The organism is Paenibacillus piscarius (genome assembly GCF_022234545.1).
In the GTDB taxonomy this organism is placed as follows: Bacteria; Bacillota; Bacilli; order Paenibacillales; family Paenibacillaceae; genus Paenibacillus_AQ; species Paenibacillus_AQ piscarius.
The window spans coordinates 1-23,944 of the sequence record NZ_JAIEUI010000007.1 but is presented as its reverse complement, the minus strand read 5'-3'; the positions used below and the strand labels follow the sequence as shown (position 1 = coordinate 23,944).

Sequence of the window (23,944 nt, the reverse complement as noted above, 5' to 3'; positions counted from 1 at the left end):
AACTGAAGATAGCGAGGTGCAGGCGCTTGAATAACGGGAGAATGACGTTCCGGTTTGACGGTGAGGGGAAGGAGCGGCGGAGCGAAGCGGCAGACCGCCGGACCGTCCGGATCAACGGTGCAGTACTGGAGGCCAAGGACGAGCTGCTGACTGAAGATACAGGGACGCCGCCGGAACCCCGGCCGCTGCGGCCGGATGAATACATTGTTGAGCTGCCGCAGGTAAAGACTCCCCGGACCGCTGAGATTTCTTATCTGAATTCTCAGCGGTCCAGCCGATGGAACCCGGTTGTCCAGCCGGAGGATGACGGGCTGGAGCAGCCTTATACAGTCCGTCCGGCTTCGAGGAATCTATGGGATCAGGGCGGCTGGAAGGACGGTCCACCCCTGTATGAAGAGAGCTACGGCCAGGATGAGGACGAAGCAGACAGGCATTACCCGCTGCTGGACGACAGCCTGGATGAAGGTGCGGACGGATATGGGGCATCGGGTTCGTCTGGAGGCAGCTATGGAGGCTCATACCAGACCCGCCGTCCCTCCTATTGGTGGAAGTTCGCGCTCGCGATTACGGGCGCGCTGGGAACTGGTATCCTGCTCGGATACGCCGCGCTGTCCTTCATCGGCGGCGGGCCGGCAGGTTCCTTGAAAGAGACAGGCAATGCGGCGGTTAAGACGGGAGCCGTTCAGGAGCAGAATGCCGCAAGCGGCGGCAATGCCGGTGCAGATATCACCGGCGTGCCGGCGGCACAGAGCAGTGAAACGGCAGCGGCGCCTGTGCCGGTGCAGGTTGCCGCGCAGAGCTATTATCTGCTGCAGTATGGCGTCTTCAGCACACCGGCGGGTGCGGAGCAGGCGAAGCAGGAGCTGCTGGCGGCGGGTCTGGCCGCAGGCCTTGATCCGGCAGACGGCAACCGGGTATACGCCGGCATGTCGCCTGACCGCGAGCAGGCTAAGCTGCTCAGCAGCAGCCTGAAGAACCAGGGGATTGCCCTGTATGTAAGAGAGCTGGCCCTGCCAGCTCTGCAGCAGGTGCGCTACAGCGGAACGGCCGAGGCGGTGGACAATTATTTTACCGTCAGTGCCAAGCTCCTGAACGAGCTAAGCAGCCTGTCCGCTTCGCTGCTAAGCGGAGCCGCCGGAGAGAGCAGCACTGCTGCGGTCAGCGATCTGCATATGCAGTGGCTCCAGGCGGCCAAAGCGCTTGAGCCGGGCTTGACCCCGGAGGGGCAGAAGCTGGCTGCCGGGCTTACGCAATCGATGAGCCAGGGTATTGCCGCGCTGAACGAATACGGCAAGAATAAGGCGGAGGGCCTGCTCTGGGAAGTACAGGAGGCTATGATGAGCTTCCTGACCGGCCAGAGGAGTCTGCTGACCTCCATAAGCTGATAACGGTAATCCCCCGTACAGGGCCATAGGCCCGGCGGGGGATTACTGTCTTTCTGCGGGTGACCCTGAGGGTGATGCCGGTTCCGTCCGGCAGCGTGGTAAACATTTCCTGAGCGGATTTTGCGTTTGTATTGCATCCCGTTTCACCGTATAATAATTAGGGTGTCAAAAAATGGCGAGGGAAGACTTGAATGAAGAAAAAAAATGTAGGCACACTGCTGTTATTTCTTATTCTGGGCTGGCTGGCCGGAGCCTGGATTGCCAAGCTGCTGGAACCTGTTCAAGCATTGTCTTTTCTTACAGCTTCGACTGTTCTGAAGTGGTCGCCGCAAGCCGATTTGGACATCATATCCTATGACATCACTATCCATTTGAAGTTGTGCCTGCTCAGCCTTGCCGGAATTATTACAGCGGTATGGCTGTACCGCAGGCTGTAGCCTTGGCTGCCGGGATCAGGAAGGGACGTTAATTACTGTGGAGCATAACAACACACGGCATATTATTCTGGCCTCGGGTTCACCGCGGCGGCGCGAGCTGTTGTCCTCGCTTGGCCTATCCTTTGAGGTCCTGGCCAGCGATGCGGATGAGAGTACACCGCCGGAATGGACGCCGGAAGCGATCGTGCAGAGCCTCGCTCTGCGCAAGGCGGAGGCTGTCATTCCGCAGGCCGGAGACCGGAATGCCCTGATTATCGGCAGCGACACGATCGTTGTCCTGGACGGGCAGGTGCTCGGCAAGCCGGCGGACAAGCCGGACAGTGCGAGAATGCTGCGCATGCTTCAGGGCAGGACCCACCAGGTCTATACCGGGGTGGCCTGTATCGGCCTGCCGGAGAGAATCACACAGGTGGATTACAGAGTCACCTCGGTATCAATGAGGGCCATAAGCGAAGAAGAAATCTCCGCTTACATAGCGACCGGGGAGCCTGCCGACAAAGCCGGCTCTTATGCCATTCAAGGACTGGGCGCCACCTTGGTGGAAGCCATTGAAGGCTGTTATTTTAATGTGGTCGGCCTGCCGTTGTCACTGCTGTCCGGGATGCTGTCCGGGTTCGGGATTTCGGTGCTGAACGGGCAGGGAAGCTAAGGAAAGAGGGTTAGGGATGGAACTGCAATCACTTATGTTGCGTGACCTCCCCCATGAAGAACGACCACGAGAGCGCATGATGCATTATGGGGCGGAATCTTTAAGTCAAGCGGAGCTGCTGGCGATTCTGCTGCGCACGGGTGCGCAGAGCGAATCAGCCATTCATATTGCCCAGCGGCTGCTGAACATTGCCGGCGGCCTCCGGGGACTTGCGGATCTGAGCATTGAAGAACTGACGACAATCAAAGGCATCGGCCCGGCCAAGGCGGTGCAACTGAAAGCTGGCATAGAACTGGGAAGACGCATGGCGAACTCCCGGCTTACCGAAGCGGTGGTCATCCGCAGTCCCCAGGACGCGGCGGAGATTCTGACCGAGCAGCTTCGTTATTTGCAGAAGGAACATTTCATCTGTCTGTTCCTGAATACGAAGAATCATGTTATTGCGCAGGAAACATTGTCCATGGGCAGCCTTAACGCCTCCATTGTGCATCCCCGCGAGGTGTTCCGGGCAGCCATGAAATGCAGCAGCGCAGCTATCATATGCGCACACAATCACCCGAGCGGCGATCCTACGCCAAGCCCGGAAGACATCTCCCTGACCTCCAGGCTGGTGCAGGCCGGCGAGATTGTCGGCATTGACGTCCTGGACCATCTGGTCATCGGGGACAGCAGCTATGTAAGTTTGAAACAAAAAGGTTATATGTAATACAATTGTCTAGATCCACAAGGAAAAGGAGCATACACGATGTTAGGTGGTTTTACGAAAGATTTAGGAATTGACCTGGGAACAGCGAACACGCTGGTCTATGTGCGCGGTAAAGGAATTGTTGTCAGAGAGCCTTCCGTGGTAGCCATTAATACGGATACGAAATCGATTGAAGCTGTAGGGGAATCCGCCAAAAAAATGATCGGACGCACCCCCGGCAACATTCGTGCGATCCGTCCGATGAAGGACGGGGTCATTGCCGACTTCGATACTACGGCAACTATGATTAAATATTTCATCCGCCAGGCCCAGAAGCAGCGCTCGATGTTCCAGCGCCACCCGAATGTGATGGTATGTGTACCTTCCGGGATAACAGCTGTGGAACAGCGTGCCGTTGAGGATGCGACGAAGCAGGCCGGCGCACGGGAAGCCTACATCATCGAAGAGCCTTTTGCTGCTGCGATCGGTGCGGATCTTCCGGTATGGGAGCCTACAGGCAGTATGGTTGTGGATATCGGCGGCGGTACCACCGAGGTGGCTGTAATCTCACTCGGCGGGATTGTAACCAGCCGTTCCGTACGTGTGGCCGGTGATGAAGCGGATGATTCGATCATCCAATACATCAAGCGCCAGTACAATCTGATGATCGGGGAACGCACTTCTGAGCAGCTCAAGATGGATGTGGGCTCTGCCCTGCCGCTGGAGAAGGCTGAGACGATGGAGATCCGCGGACGCGATCTGGTGACCGGTCTGCCGAAGACCCTGACGATTACCTCTGATGAGATCTGCGAAGCATTGTCGGATACCGTCAATGCCATTGTTGAAGCTGTGAAGGTTACGCTGGAGAAATGTCCGCCGGAGCTGGCTGCCGATATTATGGACCGCGGAATTGTGCTTACCGGCGGCGGTGCGCTGCTGCGCAATCTCGACAAGCTGCTGGCGCGCGAGACAGGAATGCCGGTGATTGTTGCCGAGAATCCGCTCGACTGTGTTGCGATCGGCACAGGCAAGGCGCTGGAGAATATTCATCTGTTCAAGAGCCGCAGCGGCATGGGTCTCCGTTCCAAGCGCTAGAACCATTCGGATGGGGAAGGTCAACCCCTGATACGGGTGAAATACGGTTGTTAGAGGGTGCTTGAGATTGTTTAAGCTGTTTAACAATAAACGTCTGTTTATATTACTCATTACACTGGTTGCCTTTATCGTTCTAATGGGCTTCAGCCTGGGACCGCGGAAGAGCTTGTCCTGGCCGGAGAACTTCCTGAGAGATACGACCGGTTTCGTACAGAAGTTGTTCTACAAGCCCGCTGGATATATAGCGGGCTTCTTCGAAGATATTGGTAATCTCCGCGACATGGCTGAAGAGAACAAGCGGCTGAAGATTCTGATGGCGCAATACGCCCGGGATAAGGCGCAGTATAATTTTGTTATGTCCAAAAATGAAGAATTAGAAGTAGCTCTTAAATTTACCGAAGCTCAAAGGAATCTTTATAAATACGAATATCATATTGCTAATGTTGTCAGTGTGACAACAGAGCCAGGCAACAATACGCTTGTGATTGATCTCGGTTCGAAGGATGGCATCAGGCTGAATATGTCCGTCACTTCCACTGAGGGTCTGGTAGGGGTGATCAGTAATGTGAGCAACTTCACCTCGACGGTGAAGCTGATGACGATGATGGACATCCATGATCCGAATTCCCAGCCGCCGATAGCGGCAACCGCCGTGAACAAGGAAGGCAAGACGTTCGGGATGATCGAGAGCTACGACCAGAAGACCGGGATGCTGCTCATGAACAAAATCCCAGTCGGAGATCCAATCGCCAAGGATGATAAGATTATTTCTTCGGGCAGTGGCGGAACGTATCCGCGCGGGATGACGATTGGTATTGTGGAGGAAGTCAAGATCAGCCAGTTCGGCCTGACCTCTACGGCCATTATCAAGCCGGCGGCAGGATTCCAGGACTGGAAGGAACTCTTCGTCGTCTTTACGGAGGAGCGTGTGGAATAGTGAGGATGCGCAGATCCGTTCTTATACTGGTATTGTTCCTCTTATTTATTATCGAAGGCACGATTCTTCCCTGGCTGATCCCTGATGCCTGGCAGATGCGGATCATACCTAATCTTGTCTTTATCGTCATTCTGTTCGTTACCGTGTACCATCACCGGCATACAGCACTTATCCTCGGTCTGTCCTTCGGGATGCTGCATGATGTGGTGTTCTACGGCCGCATTCTTGGGGCTCATTCCTTCACAATGGGCTTGTCTGCATACCTGATCGGTCTGGTGTTTCAGATTCCCCGCGCACCACTGCCGCTTATGATGACGGTGGTGCTGCTGGGCAGCCTGCTGGAGGACAGTATGCTGTATGGCATATACAGTGTCTTCAATCTGGGACAGCAGCCTTATAACTGGGCGCTGCTGCATCATATGCTGCCTACTATGCTGTTTCATTTCGCTGCCGGCCTGCTGCTCTATGTTCCTCTCCGGCGCCAGCTGGAGCTGCTGGGCAAGGAGAACCGTAATGAGGAGGCCGCGTAAGCGGCTGCGGCAGTTTCTTGTCTGCCAAAGAAGGAATTTGCCCGGCCCGGCACGAATGAATGAGGATAGGGGGACAGGCATATGACAGTTAAATCCAAGCATGTAAGGATCAAGGGCATCAAGGATGGCCTGGTATTCCTGTTAGACGACAAATGTCCCTTTGACGATCTCTTAAGCGAGCTTCGCTATAAGCTGGAGCACAGCCATCAAAATATTCTGACCGGACCGATTGTGCATGTGGATATTAAGCTGGGCAACCGTGCAGTGACTGAAGAAGACAAGGAAGCGGTTCTGGAGATCCTCAAAGGACAGGGAAACCTGCTCATCCGCTCTGTAGAAGCTATTGAAGATCCTCAAGAGAAGGACCCGGAAGCCTTGTTTATGCTGAGCGGAATGCTCCGTTCCGGCCAAGTGCTGCATCATGAGGGCAATCTGCTGTTTCTGGGAGATGTCAATCCGGGGGGAACGATTACCTGCTCAGGTGACATCTATATTCTCGGGGCGCTCAAGGGAATGGCGCACGCAGGAATCAACGGCAACCCGGATGCGATTATTGCCGCTTCCCTGCTGGCTCCTACCCAGCTGCGGATTGCTGATGTCATCAGCAGACCCCCGGATGAATGGGGAACCCGGGAGAGCAGCATGGAATTCGCGTATTTATCAGACGGCGCTATGCAAATTGACAAGATTCATAATATAGTCAGATTACGTCAGGATTTAAATGTGTTTAAAGGGGTGTAGCCTCCATGGGAGAAGCAATCGTCGTAACCTCGGGCAAAGGCGGAGTTGGCAAGACAACTACAACGGCCAATATTGGGACCGCGCTTGCCTTGCAAGGCAAAAAAGTATGTCTGGTGGACACAGACATCGGGCTGCGGAATCTGGATGTGGTTATGGGGCTGGAGAACCGCATTATATATGATCTTGTTGATGTGGCGGAAGGCCGCTGCCGCCTGAACCAGGCGCTCGTCAAGGACAAGCGCTTTGATGAGCTGTACATGCTGCCCGCAGCGCAGACGAAGGACAAGACCGCAGTGACGCCGGAGCAGGTGAAGGATATCATTCTGGAGCTCAAGAAAGAATATGAATATATTCTGATCGATTGTCCGGCCGGGATTGAGCATGGCTTCCGCAATGCGATAGCCGGTGCCGACAAGGCCATTGTTGTCACTACTCCGGAGCATGCGGCGGTGCGCGATGCGGACCGGATTATCGGCCTGCTGGAGCAGTCGCCGGTAGAATCGCCGAAGCTGGTCGTCAACCGGATCCGCCACGGGCTGATGAAATCCGGCGATATGCTGGATATTGAAGACATTCTTCAGGTGCTGAATATCGATCTGATCGGGATCGTGCCTGATGATGAGCTGGTCATCCGGGCGGCGAATAACGGAGAGCCTACCGTAATGAACCCTGATTCTTCCGCAGCGATTGCTTACCGTAATATTGCCCGGCGCATTCTGGGCGATGCGGTCCCGCTGATGCAGCTAGACCAGAAGCAGGGTGCGTTTAAGAAGCTCAAGAAATTCTTCGGAATGGGCTAACCTTCCGGCCAGGCACTTATATATGGCATTCTTCGCCCAAGGTCCGCTGTGGAGTCATTTCCAGCGGGCTTTTTGCTGTGGCCCAGTATCCGGCTCGATTGGCAGGCTTGTTCTAAAAATGCTTCCGCCATTCATAAAATGGAAGTAAAACAAGCCCGCCGGAGGGATCGATATGACAACCCCTAATAAGTTCAACAACCGCCGCCACAAACGAATACAGCACCTGCTGGAGGATCAGCCCGTTGGCGGCGCTGTACCGGAGCTGTTCCGGCAGCCCGGCAGCGGCAGTCCTCCCCCTTACAGGGAGTGGGGGCCGGGTCCCGGGGAAGAGGCTTCCCCCGAGCCTGATCCGGAGGACCTGTGGAAGCGGCAGCACCGCAGCTGGAACGATGACAGCGGCGGAGGCGGAGGAAGGCCGCGGTTTGGCAGAGGCCTGCTGCGGCGTACGGCAGCCAGTGCACTGGTCTTCGGTGCGGTCTGGGGCATCTTTGCCGTTCAGGAGCCGTGGGCTCTGAGGTCGCAGTATTTCATTACGAATGTTCTCAGCAATGATATGGATTTTGCAGCGGTGCAGGTATGGTATGAGGAGCACTTTAACGGAGCCCCGTCCTTCATTCCCATCTTCGGCGACCAGCAGGTGCCGGCGGAGAAGGTGACAGCGGACCGTCAGCTTGGCGCACCGCTGGCAGGCATAGTAGTCAGCCCGTTCACGGCTTCTTTCAAGGGGATTGAAATTCTGCCGTCAGGCGATTCAAGTGCCGGTGTCACGGTGAAAAGTGTAGATACGGGCCGTGTTCTGTCTGTTTCCAAGGAGACCTCAGGGGGCGTCCGTGTCACGGTCCGCCATACTGCGGGACTTACAGCGGAATACGGCCATTTGAGCGGAACACAGCTTGCAGTTGACGACTGGGTTCAGAGCGGGGACGCAGTCGGCTGGATTCAGGGGGCGGGAGAGGCGGAGCGCCCGCTGCTTTTTCTGGCGATGATGAAAGACAAGTCTTATATTGATCCCGCCGAAGTGGTATCGTTTGATTAGGGTCTTCGGCATTGAGCTGTCGCTGCACCCGCTCTTCGTGCTGATTCTGATGTTCTCTGTGTTGACCGGACAGTTCCTGGAGCTGCTGACCTTATTCATGATCGTCTTCATCCATGAGCTTGGACATGTCTGCGCCGCATACCTGGCGGGAGTGACGGTCCGCTCGGTGCAGCTGCTGCCCTTCGGCGGTGTAGCGGTCATTGAAGACCACGGCCGGCTTACAGCCGGGCGGGAGATCGGCATCGCGCTGGCCGGGCCGCTGCAGAACGGCATTCTGATTCTGATGGCGCTTGTGCTCAAGCAGGCCGAGTATGGAAATATAGCTTATCTGAACTATTTCATTGGAGCGAATGCGATGATTGCGCTGTTCAATCTCCTGCCGGTGCTGCCGCTTGATGGCGGCAAGATCCTGCAGGGGCTTCTGAGCCTGCTGCTTCCGTATTATTACACCCTGCTGTGGACCGGCAGAGTCAGCATCGGCGCCAGCCTGATGGTCATCCTGTTTGCCCTGCTGCCGCTTGGAGCCGGGGGCGGTCTGCGTCTCAATCTGCTGATGATCGGGGCATTTCTGCTCTACTCCAATGCCACAGACCAGCGCAATCTGCCCTACCGGTTTGTTGCTTTTCTGATGAACCGTGAACGGATCTATGAGCGTTATCAGCAGTCGGAGGGCCTGGCCCGGCCGATAGTTGCTTCTCTCGCGAAACCTTTGGATGAGATAGTGCGTCTATTTAAACGTAACCATTATCATTATATCTATGTTATGAACAAGGACAGGGACATCGTGGCCGTGGTACCGGAGCAGCGGCTGATTGCTTCTTATTTCGGAATGTAAAGCTAGGAACGGAATGATTCAAACCAGAGGTGAAGCCATGAAACAAATGATCGTTCACTGCACACAGCATACTACCCGGATGGCACTTCTGGAGAACGGGAGGCTGGTGGAGTATGCGGCTGAACGCGACCAGCAGCAGGGGCTGGTAGGGAGTTACTATAAAGGACGTGTTATGAATGTGCTGCCTGGAATGCAGGCGGCTTTTGTGGATATCGGTCAGAAGAAGAATGCGTTCCTGTATGTAGATGATGTCCTGCACCCCCACCTGGAGAAGCAGCCGGAGGTCAAGCCTTCTATCGAGACGCTGCTGCAGCCGGGCCAGGAGATTGTGGTTCAGGTGAGAAAAGAGCCGCGGGGCGGCAAGGGCGCGCGGGTCACCACACATTACACCTTGCCCGGACGCTGGATCGTGTACATGCCGTTTGCGGAATACGTCGGCGTGTCCAAAAAAATCAGCCGCGAATCCGAGCGCAGCCGGCTCAAGGCTATCGGTGAGCGGCTGCGTCAGGGCGAGGAGGGGCTCATCATGCGGACGGTCTCCGAGGATGAGCCGGCGGATGCGGTAGAGGGAGATCTGGCCTTCCTGCGGGCGCAATGGGAAGGCATCACCCGGCGGGCGAAGGAATCGGCTGCTCCGGCTCTGCTTCACTCGGATCTCAGCATTGTCCAGCGGTTCATCCGTGATGCCTTCAATCCGCAGCGTGATGAGCTGATGATCGATTCGGCCAAGGCGGCCAAGGAAGCTGAAGCCTTCCTGGACGAGCTGGCTCCTGAAGGCCACAAGCCGGTAGGCTTCTACCGGGGGCCGGAGTCTATTTTCACGGCATACGGTGTCATGGAGCAGCTTCACAAGAGCTTCGGCCGCAAAATCATTCTCGAAGGCGGAGCCACGCTGATCTGGGATGAGACCGAGGCGCTGACCGTCATTGATGTCAACACTGCGCAGTATACCGGCGGGACGAATCTGGAGGACACGGTAACACGGACCAACCTGCTGGCCGCGGAAGAGATAGGAAGGCTGGTCCGGCTTCGCGATACCGGCGGCATCATCATCGTCGACTTCATTGATATGGAGCGGGGAGAGCACCGCAAGCAGGTGACGGACAAGCTGGAGAGCATCATCAGCCGTGACCGCACCAAGACGCATATTCTCGGCTGGACCCATCTCGGTCTGCTGGAGATGACCCGCAAGAAGGCCAGACATGATTCGGCCGGATATGCCCCGGTGATCTGTCATTGCTGCGGGGGAACCGGCAAAGTGGGGGAATGGCTGGAATAAGCACCGTTGACTTAAGCGGATAAGTATGATAATATCTTCAAGTATGTGTTTGGTTGTTCTCTACCTGCACATGCTGTAACCGCTCCGATCGGGTATCTGAAGCGCAGCTCCTGCGGGAGATGCCACCTAGACTAGGCGAGTCTGAGACATGAGGAGGTGCAAGTACAATGTATGCAATTATCGAAACTGGCGGTAAACAATACAGAGTCCAAGAGGGCGATGTTCTGTTCATCGAGAAGCTGGAAGCTGAAGACGGCGCAAGCGTAACGTTTGACCGTGTATTGGCTGTTTCCAACGAAGGCGGTCTGACTGCAGGAACTCCGCTGGTAAGCGGCGCGTCTGTAACAGCCAAGGTTGAGAAGCATGGTAAGGGTCAGAAGGTTGTAGTCTACAAATACAAACCAAAGAAGAACTACCACAAGAAGCAAGGCCATCGTCAACCGTACACCAAAGTAACTATTGAGAAGATTCAGGCGTAAGAAGGTGCGTTAATGATTAACGTGCGGATTACACGGGCTTCTGCTCAAGGTGTCATTGTCGGTTTTGCTGTCAAGGGCCATGCGGAGTACGCCAGGAATGGCAAGGATATCGTCTGCGCAGGTGTCTCAACCGTTACGGTGGGCACGGTGAATTCGATCGAAAGTCTGACCGGCGTAGTTCTGGATACTTCGATGAAGGACGGATTCTTAAGCGGAACTCTGGTTCCGGTGAGTGATCCCGAAGTTTCCGCCAAGGTACAGCTATTGCTGGAATCCATGGTGCTGATGCTCAAGGACATAGCCACATCCTACAGGAAATATGTTCAGATACAGGAAGTCATCATTTGAAGAAGGAGGTTGACAACATGTTGAAATTGGATCTTCAGCTATTCGCATCGAAGAAGGGTGTAGGTTCCACCAAGAACGGACGTGATTCCCACTCCAAGCGTCTTGGCGTGAAACGTGCTGACGGTCAGGCAGTGACCGGCGGCAACATCCTGGTTCGTCAACGCGGAACCAAGATTCATCCAGGCACGAACGTGGGCATCGGTAAGGATGATACCCTGTTCGCCATGGTGGATGGCGTAGTGAAGTTCGAACGTTGGGGCCGCGACCGCAAAAAGGTGAGCGTGTACCCGGTTGATGTCGCTCCGGTAGCAGCGGCACTGGAAGCGTAAGCTTTCGGACCTGTTTAGATGAGAAGCCTCCGGCATGAGTGCCGGGGGCTTTTTTTGGAAATATAAGAATTTATATATTGCACACGATAACTTATCCTTATATTTCTCGCTGAAACGATGCCGTCCTTAAAAAGGACGGCAAAGCCGTTTCCACTTGAGTTAATAGCATCGAAGCTTAAGCCTTACTTTGTAGGCGAGATGCTGGTGATTGCAGGAAAAGCCTGTGTTATACTGAGGAAATGGTACGTCTAAGCAAGAGAAGCAGCTTCTACATTGGAATTAATTTTGCGAACCAAGGGACGGGGAGAAAGAATGAAATCCTGGAAAAGTATCATCTGGGCAGTCATGTTATCCGTAGTGCTTCCTTTAGGTCTCGTGTATTGGCATACGTCCCTTTTCACATGCCTGCTGCTCGGAGTCTGGGTAGCGGCAGTGCTTGCATTCAGCTTTGTATACAACCGGCGTCATTATGAAGAGGAACTGCGGATACAGGAGAACACTCTGCAGCAGGCGGCCAACCGGACACTGAATCATCATCGTCATGATTGGATGAACGATCTGCAGGTGCTTTACGGATATATCCAGCTGGGCAAGCCTGATAAATCGGTGCAATGTGTGGAAAGAATAAAGGAGCGTATCGCGCTGGACAGCCGGATTGCCAAGCTCGGAGTTCCATCGCTGGTGTTCTATCTGCAATCCTTCCGTACGTTCAGAAGCAGCCTGGAGCTGGACATACAGGTGGAGGAAGGACTGAATCTGGAGGACAAGCTAAGCCCTGAGACGGGCAGTGAGCTGACTTCTGTCATTATGCAGACGGTAAGAGCGTACCAATACAGCGGAATCACGCCGCAAGGAGAGACACGAAGGCTGCAGCTCAGCTTTTCCCAGGAGGGCAAGGACGTTCTGGTCTCCTTCAGAGGTGAAGGGGAAGAAGGTCACCCCGAACTGTTGCAGGAGCAAATTTATAATATAGTACAAGGAAAAATCATGAAGGCGGAGCAGGTACAGCCGGCCAAGGGCTATGTGGAACTGCGGTTGCCGCTGGAGATGTAAGGAAGGTGAACATTCATGTTCGTAGATAAAGCTAAGATTTATGTAAAAGGCGGCGACGGCGGAGATGGCCTCGTAGCGTTCCGGCGGGAGAAGTATGTGCCGGAAGGCGGACCTGCCGGGGGCGATGGGGGCCGTGGAGGAGATGTGATCTTCCGGGTGGATGAAGGGCTGCGCACCCTGATGGATTTCCGGTATCAGCGGCATTTCAAGGCCGAGCGTGGAGTAAAGGGCCGCAACAAAAGCCAGCACGGAGCGAACGCGGAGCATCTGATTGTGCGGATTCCTCCGGGAACCCTGCTGATCGATGACGATACGCAGGAGATCATTGCCGATATGACCCGTCACGGGCAGCAGGTTGTGGTGGCCCGCGGAGGCCGTGGCGGCCGGGGGAACGTCCGCTTCGCAACCGCATCCAACACAGCGCCGGAGCTTGCCGAGAACGGCGAAGAAGGCCAGGAACGATACGTGGTCATGGAGCTCAAGGTGATGGCGGATGTAGGACTGGTGGGCTTCCCGAGCGTAGGCAAATCTACCTTGCTGTCTGTAGTATCTGCGGCCCAGCCGAAAATTGGAGCGTATCACTTCACAACGATTACTCCGAATCTGGGGGTTGTGGATGTAGGGGACAGCCGCAGCTTCGTAATGGCGGATCTGCCGGGGCTGATTGAAGGGGCAAGCGAAGGGGTGGGGCTGGGACATGAATTCCTGCGCCACGTTGAACGCACGCGTGTCATCATCCATGTCGTGGATATGTCCGGCTCAGAGGGCCGTGATCCTTTTGAAGACTGGGTGTTAATTAACGATGAGCTGAAGCAATATAACGCGGCCCTGATGGAGCGTCCGCAGATCGTTGCAGCGAACAAGATGGATATGCCGGATTCGGAAGCGAACCTGGCAGCGTTCCGGGAGCAGGTGGCTGAGCTCCGCCCGGACCTTGAGATTATGCCGATCTCCTCGCTAACCCGCCAGGGGGTTCAGGAGCTGCTCTACCGGGCGGCGGATCTTCTGGACAGCATTCCGGTCGCGCCGGTGGTGGAAGAAGTAGCGGAAACCACAGAGCGTAAGGTATATAAGCTGGAAGCGGAGGAGGATAATTCATTCACCATTACCCGCGACAACGAGGCATTTGTTGTCACCAGCCCGCGGATCGAGCGGATGCTGAAGCGGATGCAGCTGAGCACGCATGATGCTATTCTGAAGCTGGCCCGTACCTTGCGTCATATGGGTGTGGACGCCGAGCTGCGCAGACGCGGTGCTGTTGAGGGAACCATTGTGCGGATTGGTGACTTTGAATTCGAATTTGTCGAGAACAGCAGCTACTATTAATAGATCAGATGTGAGGGCTGTATCTTCCTGCTGGGGGATGCAGCCCTTTTTTTCCTTTATCTATCTGCATACTTTGTACTACAATTATAAGGAGTGTCTGAAGGGACTTCTGCTGCGGATGTGAAATTTCGCCCGGGTTGAATCTTAAGGGCATGAACTGCGTATATCATACATACCTGTCAAGAAAGAGGGAATGGACAGATGGCAATTATTGAAGTAGTCAAATATGACGGGCCTCCCGGAGTGTTCGCCTGGAAATATCCGAATCAGGAGCTGGGCACCTGGACTCAGCTGATCGTTAATGAATCACAGGAGGCGATTCTGTTCAAGGGCGGAGAGGCGCTGGATTCCTTCACAGCCGGCCGCCACACCCTGAGCACTGCGAATATACCGGTTCTGTCGAATGTGGTAAATCTGCCGTTCGGCGGCAAATCCCCATTCACGGCAGAGGTCTGGTTCGTGAACAAGATGAATTCCATGAATGTCAAATGGGGAACCAGCTCCCCGCTTCAGCTGCAGGACCCTAAATATAAGGTGATGGTGGCGGTACGGGCCTTCGGGCAGTTCGGCGTCCGTATTGATGATCCGCGCAAATTCCTGCTGAAGCTCGTAGGAACACTGCCGGTCTTCGATCAGGACACGATGGTGAATTATTTCCGCGGGCTGCTGATGTCTAACATCAACGAGCTGATCTCTTCCTATCTGGTGCACCGCAAGATCAGCATTCTGGAGATCAATGCCTATGTCGTCGAGATTTCAAAGCATATACAGGGAAGACTGGCCCCGTCGTTTCAGGATAGCGGAATTGAACTCAATAACTTCTATATTGATTCGATCAGTATTCCCGATGATGATCCGGCAACCGTGCGGCTGAAGGAAGCGCTGGCCAAGAAGGCGGAGATGGATATCATCGGCTTCACCTATCAGCAGGAACGCAGCTTCGATACGATGGAAGAGGCGGCCGGTAATCCGGGCAATGCGGGTGTCGGAATGATGAATGCGGGCCTTGGTCTGGGTATGGGGCTGGGCATGGCAGGACCGGCGGCGGAGATCGTGGCGCGGATGACCCGCAGCATGTCGCTGGACGGCAGTACGGGCGGCAGCGGGGGCAGCACAGGCTCCGGCGCATCCGGCAAGTCCTGTACAGGCTGCGGAACCATGAATCCGGCAGAGGCACGGTTCTGCACCGGCTGCGGACAGCGGCTGCAGCCGGCACCTGCTCCAGAGAGTACCTGCCACAGCTGCGGCCAAGCCGTAACGCCAGGCGCCAAGTTCTGTCCGCACTGCGGCGCGGGGCTGAGCCTCAAATGCACGGGCTGCGGGCATGAGCTGGCGCCGGGGCAGAAATTCTGCCCGGAATGCGGAACAAGAGCGGTTAGCGGGTGAGCCGTATGGAGAAGAGCAGGTCTTATACAGGTCTGATCACGGGTATCTATGTTGCTGCATTGGCAGCAACCCTTATCTCATTCTTTACGCTAGGTTTCTCTGAATCGCTCATGCGTTTTGTAGTGACACTGCTTGCCGTATGTATTGCAGAGACGGTGGTGTACGGATATGCTCTGATGTGGCTGCGCGGTGCCCGTAAGGCCAGCCGGACTTCGCCCGTATGGATAAGCGGTGCCATAATAGTAGCCCTATATATGGCTGTTGTGCTGGCCGCAGCCATAATGCTTGACTGGATACTGGAATTGAACCCGCTCTGGTATGCAGGAATTCAAATAATTCTGCTCCTGGCCGCAGCCGCAGTGCTTGCAGCAGTAGGATTGCATGGCTGGAATGCTGCATCAGGTGAACGGAGGGCGAAGGATGCTTCAAGGCATCTGCGCACCCACCGGCAGGAGCTGCAGGACATCAGCAGGCTCGCCCGCGGCTGGCAGCATCCTGAAGCCGGCAGACTGTCCGGGCTGTTAGATGAGCTGGCGGAGAAGTTTCGTTACAGTGATCCGGTATCCAGGCCGGGGCTATCCGCTACCGAAGACATTCTCCGCCAGCAGCTCTCGCTGCTGCATGATCACGTTGCGCTGCTGCTGACGCTGACAGAGCTGCCAGCCGATTGGGATGTGGAGACACAAGAATTAACGAATAGTATAGCCAGCACGCTTGCGCGGCGTAACCAAGAGCTGGCTGCGCTCAAATAGGAGGAATAGCAAGCAATGGGGATAGGGAATCAGCCGGGCGGATTGCTGCCGGGCCGGGCCGGTCAGCCATCTGACGGCCTTCCCGTGTATGAATGGAATAATAAGGATTTTGTGATCACATGCATCGGGTATCTGTTAATGCCGCTGGGGTTTGCGCTTGCGCTGCTGCGCATGATCACGAGCCATTACAAGAATTACCGCAAGGCTGCCAATTATAATTTGCTGTATCATGTGTTTGTGGGCGGCTTCGTGCAGCTGTTGGGTATTGTCATTTATTCCATCTTCAGTGAAGACGGGATTGATATTGGTACGTTGATTGGAATGTTAATGATGTTCTCATTGGTTACGCTGCTGCCCGCGGCCATATTTGCCAGAAGTGCAGCCAAAGCCAGATTCCGCTTCTCGCAGCTCGCCAATCAGTATGTGCACCTGATTACGGTGGAGAGAGTCCGCTATACCGGGGATCTGGCAGACCGGACCGGACAGAGCGAAGCGGATGTGAACCGGGATCTCCTCTATCTTCAAAAGTACAGGCTGCTGGATTCCGGCCTCCTCTTTCACGAAGGGGCGGATGAGGCCGCTCCGGCAGCGCAGGGAGGCCAGGCCGCCTCATCCCCGTTCTCGCCGCCTGCCGGCGGGCCGCCTCCTCAGCAGCGGGGTCCGCAGGGGCTGCCGAAATCGGTCCGCTGTCCGGGCTGCGGAGCTCAGAACACCGTAGCGCCCGGCCAGTCCACAGCCTGTGCCTACTGCGGCACAATGATTGCCTACAGCTGATTCGGGCACAATAGACTGTTCCTCCTGATGATGGAAGGGACAGTCTTTTCTATAGGCCTTCTGAAGAAAAGTTATTGCCATAACAGCCGGTCATCCCGTATAATGTCCACTATGTACACACAAAAGTCTTTGGGGTGAGGACGTTCGTGAAAGAACGCTATTATTTGGTCCGGGAGGACATATTACCCGATGCCGTGCTGAAGACCATGCAGGTCAAACAACTGCTCGAAGCAGGGGATGCCAAGACAGTGCATGAAGGCGTCGAGCAGGTGGGGCTTAGCCGCAGTGCTTTTTATAAATACAAAGACGGGATACACTTAATTCATCAGCTCGAACGCGAACGTATCGTTACGATCTCGATTGATCTGGAGCACGAGTCGGGAATGCTGTCCAAGGTACTCGGTTCCGTCGCGGTCCATGGGGCTAACGTGCTGACGATTCATCAGAGTATACCGCTGCAGGGACGGGCCAACGTGGTAATCTCCATCGAGATCTCTCATCTGAATGAAGAACTCGGAGATCTGCTGGACAGCCTCAAGGCGATTCCGGGCGTGAAGCGGGCGTTAATTATTGGTCAGGGGTGAGGGAGACGAATGAAGCCGGTTAGAGTAGGATTGCTCGGTCTGGGTACGGTAGGAACGGGCGTTGTCCGTATTGTTGAAGGAAATCAGGAGGATCTGAGCAGCCAGGTCGGTTCACCGATTCTGATTGAACGGATTGCCGTGAAGAACACTGAGAAGCCCCGGGAGATTGAAGTGGACCCGTCGAAGGTCACTGATGATCCGTGGGTGGTGATCCGTGATCCGGAGATTGATGTCATCGTCGAGGTGATGGGCGGAATTGCCGGGACGAAGGAATATATTCTGGAGGCGCTGGAGCGCGGCAAGCATATCGTCACTGCCAACAAGGACCTGATGGCTCTGCACGGCTCGGAGATTCTGGCCAAGGCGCAGGAGAAACAGTGTGATGTGTTCTATGAGGCCAGTGTCGCCGGAGGGATTCCCATTATCCGCACATTGATTGAAGGCTTCTCCTCAGACCGAATCACGAAGATTATGGGGATTGTCAACGGAACCACCAACTACATACTTAGCAAAATGAGCCAGGAAGGCGCATCATACGCTGATGTCCTCCGGGAAGCCCAGGAGCTGGGGTATGCCGAATCCGATCCGACCTCTGATGTGGAGGGGCTGGATGCTGCCCGCAAGATGGCTATTCTGGGCACACTTGGCTTCCGGACGAATGTGGAGCTGAGCGATGTCAGTGTGAGCGGGATTTCCGGGGTGAGCAAGGAGGATATCGCTTTTGCCAAGCGGCTGGGCTATGAGATGAAGCTGCTCGGCATTGCTGAGCACCAGGATGAAGAGTTCAGCATTAGCGTACAGCCTACGATGATCCGTAAGAACCACCCGATTGCCTCCGTCAATGGTGTGTTCAATGCGGTATATGTCTATGGCGAAGCAGTGGGCGAGACGATGTTCTACGGTGCAGGCGCGGGCGCGATGCCTACGGCAACCTCCATTGTGGCCGATCTCGTGGCAGTCATCAAGAACTTGAAGCTGGGTGTGAACGGGCTGAAGCAGATTGTTCCTTATAAGCAGAAGAAGCTGAAGAGCGATGAAGATATTTTCTACAAAAATTTCCTCCTGCTTCATGTCGATGACAAGGCCGGTGTACTCGCGAAGATCACTCAGGTGTTTGCCGAATACGAGGTCAGCCTGGATTCTGTGGTTCAGCAGGCCAACCCGAATAACCCGGATGCCGAAATCATCATTGTCACGCATAATGCCAGCCGTTCCAGCATGAACAAGGTGCTGCGGCATCTGGAGCAGCTGAATGTGATTCACCGCATCAAGAGCCATTACCGTGTAGAGGGCTAAGCATTGAATGCCCTTGATTGCAGGGGCTGGGCATAAATATAATGAAGGAGATTTACCTGCTATGAGTATTTACGGAAGGTCTAGAGTGAAGGTCCCCGCCAGCACCGCCAATCTCGGTCCGGGCTTCGATACGCTGGGGATGGCTCTGTCGCTGTATGCATGGATCGAAATGGAGGAGGCCGCCGAGACCGTATTTCATCTGTATGGTGATGAGATGGCAGGTCTTCCCCGGGATAAAAGCAATCTGCTCTACAAGGTCGCCCAGATGGTATTCGCGGAAGCGGGGGTTCAGATCCCTGAGCTGTCCATCTCGATGTATTCAGAGATCCCGCTGACCCGCGGCCTTGGCAGCAGCGCCTCCGCTATTATTGGCGCATTGGCAGCAGCCAATGCTATGATAGGTTCACCGCTTAGTCAAGCGAAGCTGTTCGATATGGCTACAGCGATCGAGAAGCATCCCGACAATGTCGGGGCCTCGCTCTTCGGCGGAATTATTACAGCCGTGTGGGATGGCGAACATGCCGATTATATCCGGATTGAGCCGCCGCAGGAGCTGGAATTCCTGGTGGTCATTCCTGAATTCGAGCTGGAGACCGTCAAGGCCAGAGAGGCGCTGCCTGCGGAGGTAACGGTGAGCGATGCGGTTCACAACATCAGCCATACCTCGCTGCTCACAGCAGCGCTGGCCGCCGGCCGGCTGGATATGCTTGGCACTGCAATGCAGGACCGGCTGCATCAGCCCTACCGTGCACCGCTGGTTCCGGGGATGGAGAAGCTGCTGGCGGAAGCGCCCGGCCATGGTGCGCTGGGCATTGCGCTTAGCGGCGCAGGCCCGACACTCTTGTGCATGGTGGACCGCAAGGAGGCACGGAAGCAGGAGCTGGAGCTGTTCCTGACCCGGACGATGCAGGAGCATGGTATTTCTTCGCGGACCGTATGGCTGACTCCGTGTACCGCAGGTGTGACTGCAGAGCTGCTTGAGCGGAGCGGGATGTCAAACGGAACATTTTTGGATATGATAAAAGGAGAACTTCATTCATGAAATCGATAGCGATGTTGCCGCAGGGCTCGGTCTCGCATGAAGCGCTGCTGTATTTATTCGGCAGTACCCCTGTTCAGATTAAGCATCATAAGCTGATCTCTGATGTCTTCCTGTCTACGGCAAACGGAGTTACCGACTATAGCGTAATTCCGATTGAGAACACGATTGAAGGCTCTGTCAGCCTGCATATTGACTGGCTCATTAATGAAGTGAATCTGCCGATGCAGGCGGAGTGGATTTTCCCCTCAATTCAGAATTTGATCGGTCATCCGCAGGAATTCGACGGCACAGGCGGGGAGAAGGATTATCAGAAGATTGTCCGAATTCTCTCCCATCCGGTCGCTATGGCTCAGTGTACGCAGTTTATCCGTAAGTCGGTGCCGTGGGCTGAGCTGGAGTCTGTAGGAAGCACCTCTGAGGCTGTTGAGATTGTGAAGGCCAATCCCGGCAAAGGCTGGGCGGCCATCGGCACCTCGCTTGGCGCTGCGACTCATGGACTGGAGGTTGTCAAGCAGCGGATTACGGATCATAATAACAATTACACGCGGTTTGTGCTGGCGGGTCCGGAGAAGCTGGAGCTTCCGCAGAAGAGCAGCGGTGATAAGACCAGTATTCTCGTCACGCTGCCTGAGGATTTCCCGGGGGCGCTGCATCAGGTGCTGGCTGCCTTCTCGTGGCGTAAGCTGAACCTGTCCCGCATCGAATCACGGCCGACGAAGAAGAAGCTGGGTACTTATTATTTCTATATTGATGTGCTGGAGCCGATAGAATCGGTTCTGCTGCCGGGGGCGATCGAAGAGATCAAAGCCTTGGGCTGTCAGGTTCGGATTCTGGGGTCTTATCCCACATACACCTATGAGGAAGAGAAAGCGGAGGTGCAGTAAGTTCATGGCGGAGCAATGGATCTATCTGGATGGACAACATGTAACGAAGGACAAGGCAATGGTATCGGTATTCGATCACGGCTTTTTATATGGAGACGGAATCTTCGAGGGTATCCGTATCTATAACGGCAACATCTTCAAGTGCAAGGAGCACCTGGACAGGCTGTATGATTCAGCGAAGTCGATTATGCTGGACATTCCGCTGACCTATGACGAGATGCTGGAGGCGATGGCTGAGACCATCCGTCTTAACGATATGCGCAACGGATATATCCGGCTGATTGTATCGCGCGGCCCCGGCAACCTGGGATTGGACCCGCGCCGCTGTCCGAAGGCCAGTGTAATTATCATTGTGGAGCAGCTGGCCATTTATCCGGAGCAGGCTTACTTGAACGGACTCCGTGCCGTTTCGGTATCCCAGCGCCGCAATCTCCCGGATGCGCTGAATCCGAAGATCAAATCGCTGAACTATCTCAATAACATTCTGGTGAAGATTCAGTCGAACCTGGCGGAAGCCGATGAAGCGATTATGATGAATGCCCAGGGTTATGTCACGGAAGGATCTGGCGACAATATCTTCATTATCAAAAGAGGAGTCGTCTACACGCCGCCTTGCTACCTGGGCGCACTTGAAGGCATTACGCGTCTGGCGATCATTGAGCTGTGCGAGAAGCTTGGCCTGCCGCTCAAGGAAGAGCCGTTCACCATGCATGACGTATATATTGCCGATGAAGTCTTCTTCACCGGTACAGCAGCAGAAGTCATCGCCGCCCGCGAAATCGACGGACGGGTTATTGGCTCCGGTCATGCCGGGCCGATCACGCTGCAATTGCTGGAAGAATTCCGCAATGTAGTAGATAAAGACGGATATAAGGTCTGGGAATAGAGCGGCGGCTCGCCAGGACCGTAGAATAGAGCCGAAATCCTTTCATGCCAAGCATGAAAGGATTTTTTTTGCATATAGGGATGTCATTCGCCCATGGGCTGCATAAGATGTAGTAACGAAGGAGGCGGCTGTACCGCAATTACCGATGCTGGAGGGCTATCATCCCTGAACCGGGGTGCAACGTCGATCAATATATACCTAGGAGGTAAATGCTGCGTGAAAATACACATTGTCAAGCAAGGCGATACACTGTTCGCATTATCCCAGAAGTATGGAGTGCCGCTGTCCAAAATTATCGAGGCCAATCCGCAGATCACCAATCCGGATGTGCTGGCCATAGGAGACAAAGTCAAAATCCCGGCAGCACCCGTACCTGTACCGGATAACAATGATATCTATTACAAGCATACCGTCAAACAAGGAGATACCCTGTGGAAGCTGTCCAAGGCATGGGGGATTACACTGAAGGATATGATCGATGCCAATCCGCAGCTTAAGAATCCCAATGCGCTGTTGACGGGTGAAGTGGTTAATATCCCCAAGAAGGTGAGTACTGCGCCGATTACGGCCCAGTCTACAGCTCCTGCCAAAGATAACACAGCATCCATTCTGCCTCAATCGACAGCTCCTGCGAATGATAATGCCCCCGTTCAGCCTCAATCTACGGCTCCGGCGGTGGTAGATAAGACCGCTATTGGCGGAAAAACCTACACAGGCGTCATTGAGAAGCCGGCTCCGGTCTCCCCTGCGGCAGAAGCGGTGCCGATCCCGATCTCCGCGCCTGCGCCAAAGCCGGCACCTAATCCGGCGCCAAATCCAGCGCCTGTGAAAGCGCAGGAAGTTATGCCGGTCCAGGAGATCGTCCATGAGAAGCAGAGCTTATATGTGCAGATTTCGGTCCCGCCCCAAGAAGCGCCAGTCTATGAGAAATCCAAAGAAGCGCATAAATCAGACGTTCAGCCCACGAACTGGAATGACGGTAAAGGCTCCTCATGCGGCAAAGGGGAAGGTTACCCCGGCCTGAATGAGAATCCGTACTTCATGAATTACGCACCGGTCTATCCGATGTATGAGCCGATGGCGGTGATGGATACGAATAATGCTCCCGGTTATGTTCAGCCTGCTGCCTTCATGCCGGACTGTCCTCCATTCTACCCGGCCAATGCTTATCCGCCTAATCAGTACCCTGGGACCTGGTACCCTAATGTTTCGCCGGATTATAACAATATGAATATGTCCGGGGTCAGTCCTGCAGGTGACAATATGTCCTTCGCTCCGCAGTATCAGGGTGAGCAGCAGGTTAACCTACCTTGGCCTAATTGCGGCTGCGGCGGAATGGCAGTTCAGCCTTATCCGTATGAACAGCCGATGTACAACGGATATCCGATGTATGCCATGCCGCAGATGGGAATGGTCTCTCCATACTCGTCAGGAATGAATGCTATGCCTAATATGGTATCACCCATGTATGAGCAGCCGATGGTATCGATTATTCCGCCGTATCCGGCATATCCGGGAATGGAGAATTTCGCCCATAACCGTGTCCCCGAGATTCAGGTTCCCGAGCTTGCGCCGGAAGATACTGCTGCAGCCAGCCCAGTACAAGCAAGTTCCGAGGCTGTACCTGCCAAAGAGCCGAAAGCGGCCAAGGCGGGAGCGTCCAAATCTGGAGCGGCAAAAGCAAAAACGTCCAGCCAGGCACCGGCAACCAAGAACAAACCAGCCTCCAAGCCGCGTGCGGCCCAAAATACGAGCGAACGAGCCAATACAGCCAAAAAGAATAGTAGCCCTTGGGTGCCAAATTAACCATCCGGAATGGTCAGAGTGCGGCAGATCCTGCATTATAAGGGGATCTGCTGCTTTTTTGCATGCTGGTAGAGAATTGAACGCGTTGCCAGGATGCAGGTAGGAAGTCATATATAGTGCTCCTAGGGAGTCTCGGGAATTATACTCTAAATGGTAAAAAATGCTGTTGTTTATGAGGGGCAACCCATGGTATATTAAATGTCCAGTTGCAGGATATATATCCATTAAGCCGATTGGAGCATGGTGCTTTGAAGAGTGTGATTTACTTGTTTTAGAAAAGTGTTGCATTCGGATGAGAATCATGATATATTATAAAAGTTGCTGGTGACGAGCTGATCGCCGCCGACAACGAGCTTGATCTTTGAAAACTGAACAACGAGTGAGTATCAGAAATCACTTCGGTGATTTCAAAACAGAGAATAATAATTCTCGTCAGATGTTTCAAAATGAGCAATCGCTCTAACAATAGTCATCGGAAGTTGATTTTCTCGGAGTGATTCGGGGAAGTGAACGCTCGATAACAACTAATTGGAGAGTTTGATCCTGGCTCAGGACGAACGCTGGCGGCGTGCCTAATACATGCAAGTCGA

General features: G+C 54.6%; 26 protein-coding genes, 1 rRNA gene and 1 other annotated feature. All 27 genes read left to right on the top strand.

The genetic code is table 11. From position 1 onward, the window contains the following. Nucleotides 1-26 precede the first annotated feature (26 nt). Nucleotides 27-1,385 carry an SPOR domain-containing protein gene (locus K1558_RS13405; protein ID WP_238652092.1) on the top strand — a complete coding sequence of 453 codons (1,359 nt, stop codon included), beginning with the start codon at nt 27-29 and terminating at the stop codon, nt 1,383-1,385. 191 nt (nt 1,386-1,576) lie between these two features. After that, complete coding sequence (locus K1558_RS13400) at nt 1,577-1,822, top strand: DUF4321 domain-containing protein (protein ID WP_238652091.1); 246 nt, start codon at nt 1,577-1,579, stop codon at nt 1,820-1,822. Between the two features lie 37 nt (nt 1,823-1,859). Further along, a complete protein-coding gene (locus K1558_RS13395; RefSeq protein WP_238652090.1) occupies nt 1,860-2,471 on the top strand; it encodes a Maf family protein in 612 nt (203 codons plus the stop codon). 16 nt (nt 2,472-2,487) lie between these two features. Continuing rightward, a complete protein-coding gene (radC, locus tag K1558_RS13390; RefSeq protein WP_238652089.1) occupies nt 2,488-3,177 on the top strand; it encodes a RadC family protein in 690 nt (229 codons plus the stop codon). A gap of 39 nt (nt 3,178-3,216) precedes the next feature. Then, on the top strand, nt 3,217-4,251 hold the full coding sequence (locus K1558_RS13385) for a rod shape-determining protein (RefSeq protein WP_238652088.1): 1,035 nt from the start codon (nt 3,217-3,219) through the stop codon (nt 4,249-4,251). A gap of 61 nt (nt 4,252-4,312) precedes the next feature. Continuing rightward, nucleotides 4,313-5,188: a rod shape-determining protein MreC gene (gene mreC / locus K1558_RS13380; protein ID WP_238652087.1), complete on the top strand. Its 876-nt coding sequence runs from the start codon at nt 4,313-4,315 to the stop codon at nt 5,186-5,188. Continuing rightward, nucleotides 5,188-5,718: a rod shape-determining protein MreD gene (gene mreD / locus K1558_RS13375; protein ID WP_238652086.1), complete on the top strand. Its 531-nt coding sequence runs from the start codon at nt 5,188-5,190 to the stop codon at nt 5,716-5,718. The genes mreC and mreD overlap by 1 nt, the downstream gene beginning before the upstream one ends. Nucleotides 5,719-5,799: 81 nt before the next feature. Further along, nucleotides 5,800-6,459, top strand: a complete 660-nt coding sequence (gene minC / locus K1558_RS13370; RefSeq protein ID WP_238652085.1) for a septum site-determining protein MinC — start codon at nt 5,800-5,802, stop codon at nt 6,457-6,459. 5 nt (nt 6,460-6,464) lie between these two features. Continuing rightward, complete coding sequence (gene minD, locus K1558_RS13365) at nt 6,465-7,259, top strand: septum site-determining protein MinD (RefSeq protein WP_238652084.1); 795 nt, start codon at nt 6,465-6,467, stop codon at nt 7,257-7,259. Nucleotides 7,260-7,431: 172 nt separating this feature from the next. Beyond that, a complete protein-coding gene (locus K1558_RS13360) occupies nt 7,432-8,295 on the top strand; it encodes a M23 family metallopeptidase (protein WP_238652083.1) in 864 nt (287 codons plus the stop codon). Continuing rightward, on the top strand, nt 8,288-9,130 hold the full coding sequence (locus K1558_RS13355; protein WP_238652082.1) for a site-2 protease family protein: 843 nt from the start codon (nt 8,288-8,290) through the stop codon (nt 9,128-9,130). The genes K1558_RS13360 and K1558_RS13355 overlap by 8 nt, the downstream gene beginning before the upstream one ends. 37 nt (nt 9,131-9,167) lie before the next feature. Then, the gene (locus K1558_RS13350) at nt 9,168-10,409 is read left to right on the top strand and encodes an Rne/Rng family ribonuclease (RefSeq protein ID WP_238652081.1); all 1,242 of its coding nucleotides are present in this window, start codon (nt 9,168-9,170) and stop codon (nt 10,407-10,409) included. A 67-nt stretch (nt 10,410-10,476) separates the two neighbouring features. After that, nucleotides 10,477-10,562, top strand: a sequence feature (ribosomal protein L21 leader region). Between the two features lie 14 nt (nt 10,563-10,576). Further along, a complete protein-coding gene (rplU, locus tag K1558_RS13345) occupies nt 10,577-10,888 on the top strand; it encodes a 50S ribosomal protein L21 (RefSeq protein WP_019908991.1) in 312 nt (103 codons plus the stop codon). Between the two features lie 12 nt (nt 10,889-10,900). Next, entirely contained in the window at nt 10,901-11,236 is a 336-nt protein-coding gene (locus tag K1558_RS13340) for a ribosomal-processing cysteine protease Prp (RefSeq protein ID WP_238652080.1), read from the top strand. Between the two features lie 17 nt (nt 11,237-11,253). Beyond that, nucleotides 11,254-11,565, top strand: a complete 312-nt coding sequence (gene rpmA / locus K1558_RS13335; protein ID WP_238652079.1) for a 50S ribosomal protein L27 — start codon at nt 11,254-11,256, stop codon at nt 11,563-11,565. 312 nt (nt 11,566-11,877) lie between these two features. After that, nucleotides 11,878-12,618: a Spo0B domain-containing protein gene (locus K1558_RS13330; protein ID WP_238652078.1), complete on the top strand. Its 741-nt coding sequence runs from the start codon at nt 11,878-11,880 to the stop codon at nt 12,616-12,618. A 15-nt stretch (nt 12,619-12,633) separates the two neighbouring features. Beyond that, complete coding sequence (gene obgE, locus K1558_RS13325) at nt 12,634-13,944, top strand: GTPase ObgE (RefSeq protein WP_238652077.1); 1,311 nt, start codon at nt 12,634-12,636, stop codon at nt 13,942-13,944. A gap of 201 nt (nt 13,945-14,145) precedes the next feature. Continuing rightward, nucleotides 14,146-15,330 carry an SPFH domain-containing protein gene (locus K1558_RS13320; RefSeq protein ID WP_238652076.1) on the top strand — a complete coding sequence of 395 codons (1,185 nt, stop codon included), beginning with the start codon at nt 14,146-14,148 and terminating at the stop codon, nt 15,328-15,330. Between the two features lie 5 nt (nt 15,331-15,335). Continuing rightward, entirely contained in the window at nt 15,336-16,082 is a 747-nt protein-coding gene (locus tag K1558_RS13315) for a hypothetical protein (protein WP_238652075.1), read from the top strand. A gap of 15 nt (nt 16,083-16,097) precedes the next feature. Beyond that, entirely contained in the window at nt 16,098-16,856 is a 759-nt protein-coding gene (locus tag K1558_RS13310; RefSeq protein WP_238652074.1) for a zinc ribbon domain-containing protein, read from the top strand. A gap of 146 nt (nt 16,857-17,002) precedes the next feature. After that, nucleotides 17,003-17,440, top strand: a complete 438-nt coding sequence (locus K1558_RS13305) for an ACT domain-containing protein (protein ID WP_238652073.1) — start codon at nt 17,003-17,005, stop codon at nt 17,438-17,440. A 9-nt stretch (nt 17,441-17,449) separates the two neighbouring features. Then, the gene (locus K1558_RS13300; protein ID WP_238652072.1) at nt 17,450-18,736 is read left to right on the top strand and encodes a homoserine dehydrogenase; all 1,287 of its coding nucleotides are present in this window, start codon (nt 17,450-17,452) and stop codon (nt 18,734-18,736) included. Between the two features lie 61 nt (nt 18,737-18,797). Beyond that, nucleotides 18,798-19,778 (top strand): homoserine kinase, encoded by a 981-nt coding sequence (gene thrB / locus K1558_RS13295; protein ID WP_238652071.1) that lies wholly within the window; start codon nt 18,798-18,800, stop codon nt 19,776-19,778. Further along, nucleotides 19,775-20,662, top strand: coding sequence for a prephenate dehydratase (pheA, locus tag K1558_RS13290; RefSeq protein ID WP_238652070.1), 888 nt, complete (start codon nt 19,775-19,777; stop codon nt 20,660-20,662). Before thrB ends, pheA begins: the two co-directional genes overlap by 4 nt. A 4-nt stretch (nt 20,663-20,666) precedes the next feature. After that, the gene (gene ilvE, locus K1558_RS13285) at nt 20,667-21,548 is read left to right on the top strand and encodes a branched-chain-amino-acid transaminase (protein WP_238652069.1); all 882 of its coding nucleotides are present in this window, start codon (nt 20,667-20,669) and stop codon (nt 21,546-21,548) included. Between the two features lie 216 nt (nt 21,549-21,764). Next, complete coding sequence (locus tag K1558_RS13280; RefSeq protein WP_238652068.1) at nt 21,765-23,354, top strand: LysM peptidoglycan-binding domain-containing protein; 1,590 nt, start codon at nt 21,765-21,767, stop codon at nt 23,352-23,354. A gap of 525 nt (nt 23,355-23,879) precedes the next feature. Then, nucleotides 23,880-23,944 (top strand): 16S ribosomal RNA (locus tag K1558_RS13275); the annotation flags it as partial.

Coding starts and splice junctions, on each gene's coding strand:
- K1558_RS13400 (WP_238652091.1), top strand. CDS start 1,577: ATGAAGAAAAAAAATGTAGGCACACTGCTGTTATTTCTTATTCTGGGC.
- radC (WP_238652089.1), top strand. CDS start 2,488: ATGGAACTGCAATCACTTATGTTGCGTGACCTCCCCCATGAAGAACGA.
- K1558_RS13385 (WP_238652088.1), top strand. CDS start 3,217: ATGTTAGGTGGTTTTACGAAAGATTTAGGAATTGACCTGGGAACAGCG.
- minC (WP_238652085.1), top strand. CDS start 5,800: ATGACAGTTAAATCCAAGCATGTAAGGATCAAGGGCATCAAGGATGGC.
- minD (WP_238652084.1), top strand. CDS start 6,465: ATGGGAGAAGCAATCGTCGTAACCTCGGGCAAAGGCGGAGTTGGCAAG.
- K1558_RS13360 (WP_238652083.1), top strand. CDS start 7,432: ATGACAACCCCTAATAAGTTCAACAACCGCCGCCACAAACGAATACAG.
- K1558_RS13350 (WP_238652081.1), top strand. CDS start 9,168: ATGAAACAAATGATCGTTCACTGCACACAGCATACTACCCGGATGGCA.
- rplU (WP_019908991.1), top strand. CDS start 10,577: ATGTATGCAATTATCGAAACTGGCGGTAAACAATACAGAGTCCAAGAG.
- K1558_RS13340 (WP_238652080.1), top strand. CDS start 10,901: ATGATTAACGTGCGGATTACACGGGCTTCTGCTCAAGGTGTCATTGTC.
- rpmA (WP_238652079.1), top strand. CDS start 11,254: ATGTTGAAATTGGATCTTCAGCTATTCGCATCGAAGAAGGGTGTAGGT.
- K1558_RS13330 (WP_238652078.1), top strand. CDS start 11,878: ATGAAATCCTGGAAAAGTATCATCTGGGCAGTCATGTTATCCGTAGTG.
- obgE (WP_238652077.1), top strand. CDS start 12,634: ATGTTCGTAGATAAAGCTAAGATTTATGTAAAAGGCGGCGACGGCGGA.
- K1558_RS13320 (WP_238652076.1), top strand. CDS start 14,146: ATGGCAATTATTGAAGTAGTCAAATATGACGGGCCTCCCGGAGTGTTC.
- K1558_RS13315 (WP_238652075.1), top strand. CDS start 15,336: ATGGAGAAGAGCAGGTCTTATACAGGTCTGATCACGGGTATCTATGTT.
- K1558_RS13310 (WP_238652074.1), top strand. CDS start 16,098: ATGGGGATAGGGAATCAGCCGGGCGGATTGCTGCCGGGCCGGGCCGGT.
- K1558_RS13300 (WP_238652072.1), top strand. CDS start 17,450: ATGAAGCCGGTTAGAGTAGGATTGCTCGGTCTGGGTACGGTAGGAACG.
- thrB (WP_238652071.1), top strand. CDS start 18,798: ATGAGTATTTACGGAAGGTCTAGAGTGAAGGTCCCCGCCAGCACCGCC.
- pheA (WP_238652070.1), top strand. CDS start 19,775: ATGAAATCGATAGCGATGTTGCCGCAGGGCTCGGTCTCGCATGAAGCG.
- ilvE (WP_238652069.1), top strand. CDS start 20,667: ATGGCGGAGCAATGGATCTATCTGGATGGACAACATGTAACGAAGGAC.